Here is a 4,974-nt window from a genome sequence, read left to right on the forward strand (position 1 = left end):
GGGAGCGCCATGAAATCAACGCCAAATTGCGCGGACACCAGGCCCAGCGAGGCGCCCGGATCTTCCTCGCCCGCTACCGATGCGCTCGGGACGTAGCCGCTTTGACCTGTGTTCACTTTGTGACCTCATTTCGATCCAACTTCAGCGCCCATGCTCTTGGCGCTTTTTGCAGAAGAAATTACCATTGACAGCGCGTGTTCCGAACACAGATGCCCAGTGGCCGCGTCAGGCTGCACTGCCCAGCTTGGGCATGCTGATTGCTCACATTGGCAATTAAAGTGCCTAGTATTTCGCCCATTGCACGGGCGCTTCTAAACCTTGATTGACAGCTCATTTGAATAAATGGTCACAATACAGCCCTGGCTAGAAGTAGCAGCATGAACCCAAAACCCAAGAAGCGCTCCGGCAACGACACCCAGATCACCCTTGGTGATGGTTGGCGGCAATTTGCCATGCCTCGCGAAGACCTCACGTTCATGGGGACCATTCGTCGTGGCATGGAAATCGGCGCCTTGGCGAAAGACCATGCGGGTGCCTACCTGCTGGTCAATGGCGACGTCCGCCAAACCCTGAACAGCAGCCGCGTTGAGTCCAAATTGCGCTCGGCGGTGGTTCGCCACCCCAGAGTGCCTGTGGTTCAAGGGCCCACGGCAGCCGAGCGCGCTGCGGTTGTGGTCGTGGTCAAACCGCGTCGGCGGATTGTGGTTCCCAGCTGACCATGTCCTCGCATGGCATGCGTCATGCTTGCGGGTACTATGATGTATCACGGGATTTCCCTGTGACAACGACTCAATGGAAAGCAGGTGGCCATGGTTAGGCTGAAGTTTTCCATCTCCTTGAACTACGTGATCAAGGACTCCACGGCAGATTTCATCTTTAATCTGCACGCGGCCCACACCCTCAATCAGACGGTGGTGCAGGAAACCCTTTACGTCAGTCAACCCCTGCCCTTGCACCATGTGACCGACCACTTGGGCAACCGTTTCATGCGTTTGCGGGCCAGCCAGGGGCCGATGATGGTGCGTTACGAAGCCACCGTGGACATCGCTCAGGTGTTTTCGCCCCCGGCCAGCCTGGGCGAAGCGCCCATTTCGCAATTGCCGATGGCGGTGTTGCCTTACATCTACCCCAGCAGATATTGCCAGTCAGACCAGATGACGATGTTGGCAACCCGCGAGTTCGGGCACCTGCGGCAAGGTTATGTGCGCGCCCAGGCCATCCACGATTGGGTGCAGGCGAACACCAAGTTCACGTCGATGAGCTCCAACTCCAGCACCTCGGCGCTGGACACCCTGGGACAGCATGTGGGCGTGTGCCGCGATTTCGCGCATTTGATGATCGCCTTGTGTCGGGCCGTCAACCTGCCGGCCCGTTTTGCCACCGGCATTGACTACGGTGCCGACCCAGCCCTGGGCCCCACCGATTTCCACGCCTATGTAGAGGTGTTCGTGGGTGGGCGTTGGTACATTTTTGACCCGTCTGGCACCGCCATTCCCATGGGCTTTGTGCGCATTGGCACGGGGCGTGATGCTGTGGACGTGGCGTTTTCAACCATCTTCGGCGCGGTGACGTCCGAGCCGCCGATCATCAGCATCATCGCGCTGACCGAACCCGGTGCGCCTTGGCTCATGCCCTTTCGGCGCACGGACGCTTTGTCCACCGCAGGCGAGCATCCGATGTGAGGTGGTGGCCGTCCCGTAGACTCTCGGCTTTCAGCGTTGACTCCGTGAGGCCCGCGTGTCGCATTCGCACCATTTGCATGACCACTCCCATTCGCATGATCACCACCACGGTCATGATCATCCGCATTCGCTGATCTTGTTCAGCCCGGCCGGCGTGGTGGCCAAGGCAGCCCCCGTCCGCCGTGCGGCCAAGCGCCTCAAGGCCCTGGGGTTCGACGTGCAAATTGACGAGTCTGCATTGGCCAAGCACCAGCGTTTTGCCGGTGATGACGAGACCCGCTTGCAGGCCCTGCACCGCATTGCCACCACCGCCCCCTGTGTGGCCTTGGCCACCCGGGGAGGCTACGGCCTGAGCCGCGTGCTTGACCGCATCGACTGGCCCTTGATCGCCCAAAGCGTGGAGCAAGGAACCGCGTGGGTGGGGCACAGCGACATGACAGCGCTGCAGCTCGCCGCCTTGGCCCATGGTGCCGCCGGCCCCATGAAGGTGCCCCCCCACGTATCGGCTGGCTTCTGGGCTGGCCCCATGGCCTGCGGTGATTTTGGCGACGACGAACTGCCTGACGGGGGCGACGACGTCACCCAGGAATGCTTTGTCGAGGCGGTGACGGGCCTGCTCGAAGGCGTGGGCTTCAGAACCGAGGCGGGCTTTGACGGCCTGGACGTGAGCGGCCGTTTGTGGGGCGGCAACCTGTCCATGGTCCAGGCCATGCTGGGCACGCCACATTTTCCCAAGGTCAAAGATGGCTTGCTCTTCCTGGAAGATGTCAACGAGCATCCCTACCGCGTCGAGCGGGCCTTGCTGCAACTGCACCAGGCGGGCATCCTGGACAAGCAAAAGGCCATTATCCTGGGTGATTTCACCAACTTCCGCAAGTCGCCGCTGGACCGGGGCTACAACCTCAAGGCCATGGTGGCCTACTTGCGCACCATCACCAAAACGCCCATCCTGACAGGCCTGCCGTTTGGCCATGTGCCCACCAAGCTGTGCTTGCCCATTGGGCGCAAGGCCCAGATGGTGGCGCAGGGCCGCGATGTGTTCATGATGTGGTGATGCCTTGAGGGGCGGTCTGCTCGGGGTCTTTGCTGGGGCCTGCATGCTGGCAGTGCTCTGCCTGGCAGGCTGCAACAACAGCCCCTGGGAGTCTGGCGCGGCGGCGGAGAACACCCTCTACTCGGCGGTCAAGGAAAGCTCGCCGCGGCACCTGGACCCCACCGCCTCGTACTGGGCAGCCGACACGCCCTACACCTACCAGATCTACGAGCCGCTCTATGGTTATCACTACCTGAAGCGGCCTTACGAGTTGATTGGCAAGGCGGCCGAGTCGGTGTCCCAACCCCGTTACCTGGACAAGAATGGCCGGGATTTGCCAGGCGATGCACCAGGCGATCAAATCGCCGAGAGCGTCTACGACATCCGCCTCAAGCCAAACATTTTGTTCCAGCCTCACCCTTGTTTTGCGCGCGATGTGCAGGGGCGCCATCGCTACCACGCGATGAAGCCGGGCGAGTTGGGTGGGCGGGTCTCGCCCCTGCAGTTCCAGCATCAGGGCACGCGCGAACTGGTGGCCGAAGACTATGTCTACGCGCTCAAGCGGCACGCCACCACGCGCATCACCACGCCCATCTTCGGCATCTTTTCCGAGCACGTGATCGGGCTGAAAGGCTACCGGGCTTTGGTCAAGCAAGAGGACGCCAAGCTGCGGGCGCACCTGGATCCCGCCAGTCTGGACAAACCGTTTCTGGATTTCAGGCAATGGCCGCTGGCCGGCGCCACCGCGCCTGAAAAGCACCTGCTGCGCATCCGCCTCAAGGGCAAGTACCCGCAGTGGAACTACTGGATGGCCATGACCTTCACGGCGCCCATTCCCTGGGAGGCCGATGCTTTTTACGCCCAGCCCGGCATGGCCACCGTGGGCTTGAGCCTGGACACCTGGCCGGTGGGCACGGGGCCTTACATGATGGTCGAGTTCATCAAGGACCGCCGGCATGTGCTCAAGCGCAACCCCAACTATCGGGGCGAGCCTTACCCTTGCGAAGGCGCGCCCGGCGACAAGCAAGCCGGCTTGCTGGACGATTGCGGCAAAAAAACGCCCTTCATCGACACCCTGGTATCGACCGTGGAGCGCGAGGCGGTGCCTCAACGGGCCAAGTTCCGCCAGGGCTATTACGACATTGAGGTGTTTGAGCGCACCGACACCGGCATGGACTACCTGGTGGCCAAGCAGGATTCCGAGGACATCCGCCGCGAGTACGACGCCAAAGGTTTTCGCCTGGACCGCCTCAGTGGCGTCGACAGTTACGAGATCGGCTTCAACATGCTGGATCCGGTCGTCGGCCAAGGCAGCACCCCCGAGCAACAAAGCCGCCATCGCCAATTACGCCAGGCCATCTCCATCGCCATCGATTGGGACGAGTACTCCAAGATCTTTCCCAGCAAGGCGGGCATCTCGGCCATGGGCCCTTTGCCCAAAGCCATTTTTGGTTCGCGCGAAGGGACGCTGGCCGGGGTCAACCTCGTCACGCATCGCATCGTGGATGGGCAGCCGGTGAGGCGCTCCATTGAAGAGGCCAAGAAGCTGATGGTGGCGGCCGGCTACCCCGATGGCCGCGACCTGAAGACCGGCCGGCCACTGGTGCTCAACTACGACTTCTATGTGCTGCCCACGCCAGAGCGCAAGGTTGAGATCGACTGGGTGGTGCGCCAGTTCGCCAAGGTCGACATCCAGCTGGAAGTGCGCGCCACCGACAACAACCAGTTCCAGGACAAGGTGCGCAAAGGCAAGCACCAGGTGTTCTGGCAAGGCTGGGTGGCCGACTACCCCGATGCGGAAAACTTCTTGTTTTTGCTCTACGGCCCCAATGGCAAGACGCGATCAGACGGTGAGAGCTACGCCAACTACGACAACCCGGCCTACGACCGGCTTTTCGTCAAGCTCAAGCTGATGGCGGATGGCCCCGAGAAGCAGGCGGTCATCGACCAGATGGTCAAAATCGCGCAAGAGGATGCGCCCTGGAGCTTCGGCTATTTTCCGCATGCCTCGGCCGCGGTCCAGCATTGGGTCTACAACTCCAAGCCTTCGTTGATGGTGCGTGACCATGGCCGCTATTTGCGCCTGGACGTGGCCGAGCGCCAGCAGCGGCAAACCCAGTGGAACCAGCCGGTCTGGTGGCCAGTGATCCTGGCCCTGACTGCGCTGGCGGCAGTGATTGCCTTGCTTCTTCGCAGCCTGAAACGCCGCGAGCGCATGACCGCGCGCGGCAACGCCGTCATCTGAGCCAAGGCGAACCA

The 4,974-nt window shown here is 61.7% G+C and carries 4 protein-coding genes; all 4 read left to right on the top strand.

The window, feature by feature from the left end; all coding sequences use genetic code 11:
* The first annotated feature begins 377 nt into the window (after positions 1–377).
* The 4 genes from H7225_RS14110 to H7225_RS14125 all read left to right on the top strand — a co-directional run bounded on the left by H7225_RS14110 (position 378) and on the right by H7225_RS14125 (position 4,960).
* Complete coding sequence (locus H7225_RS14110; RefSeq protein ID WP_290662885.1) at positions 378–716, top strand: hypothetical protein; 339 nt, start codon at positions 378–380, stop codon at positions 714–716.
* 93 nt (positions 717–809) lie between these two features.
* Positions 810–1,682 (top strand): transglutaminase family protein, encoded by an 873-nt coding sequence (locus H7225_RS14115; protein ID WP_290662887.1) that lies wholly within the window; start codon positions 810–812, stop codon positions 1,680–1,682.
* A gap of 136 nt (positions 1,683–1,818) precedes the next feature.
* Entirely contained in the window at positions 1,819–2,736 is a 918-nt protein-coding gene (locus H7225_RS14120) for an LD-carboxypeptidase (protein WP_366481561.1), read from the top strand.
* A gap of 43 nt (positions 2,737–2,779) precedes the next feature.
* Positions 2,780–4,960: an ABC transporter substrate-binding protein gene (locus H7225_RS14125; protein WP_290662889.1), complete on the top strand. Its 2,181-nt coding sequence runs from the start codon at positions 2,780–2,782 to the stop codon at positions 4,958–4,960.
* Positions 4,961–4,974 lie beyond the last annotated feature (14 nt).

The sequence above is a fragment of the Aquabacterium sp. genome, assembly GCF_014378415.1.
Classification (GTDB): Bacteria; Pseudomonadota; Gammaproteobacteria; order Burkholderiales; family Burkholderiaceae_C; genus Aquabacterium.

Coding starts and splice junctions, on each gene's coding strand:
- H7225_RS14125 (WP_290662889.1), top strand. CDS start 2,780: ATGCTGGCAGTGCTCTGCCTGGCAGGCTGCAACAACAGCCCCTGGGAG.
- H7225_RS14110 (WP_290662885.1), top strand. CDS start 378: ATGAACCCAAAACCCAAGAAGCGCTCCGGCAACGACACCCAGATCACC.
- H7225_RS14115 (WP_290662887.1), top strand. CDS start 810: ATGGTTAGGCTGAAGTTTTCCATCTCCTTGAACTACGTGATCAAGGAC.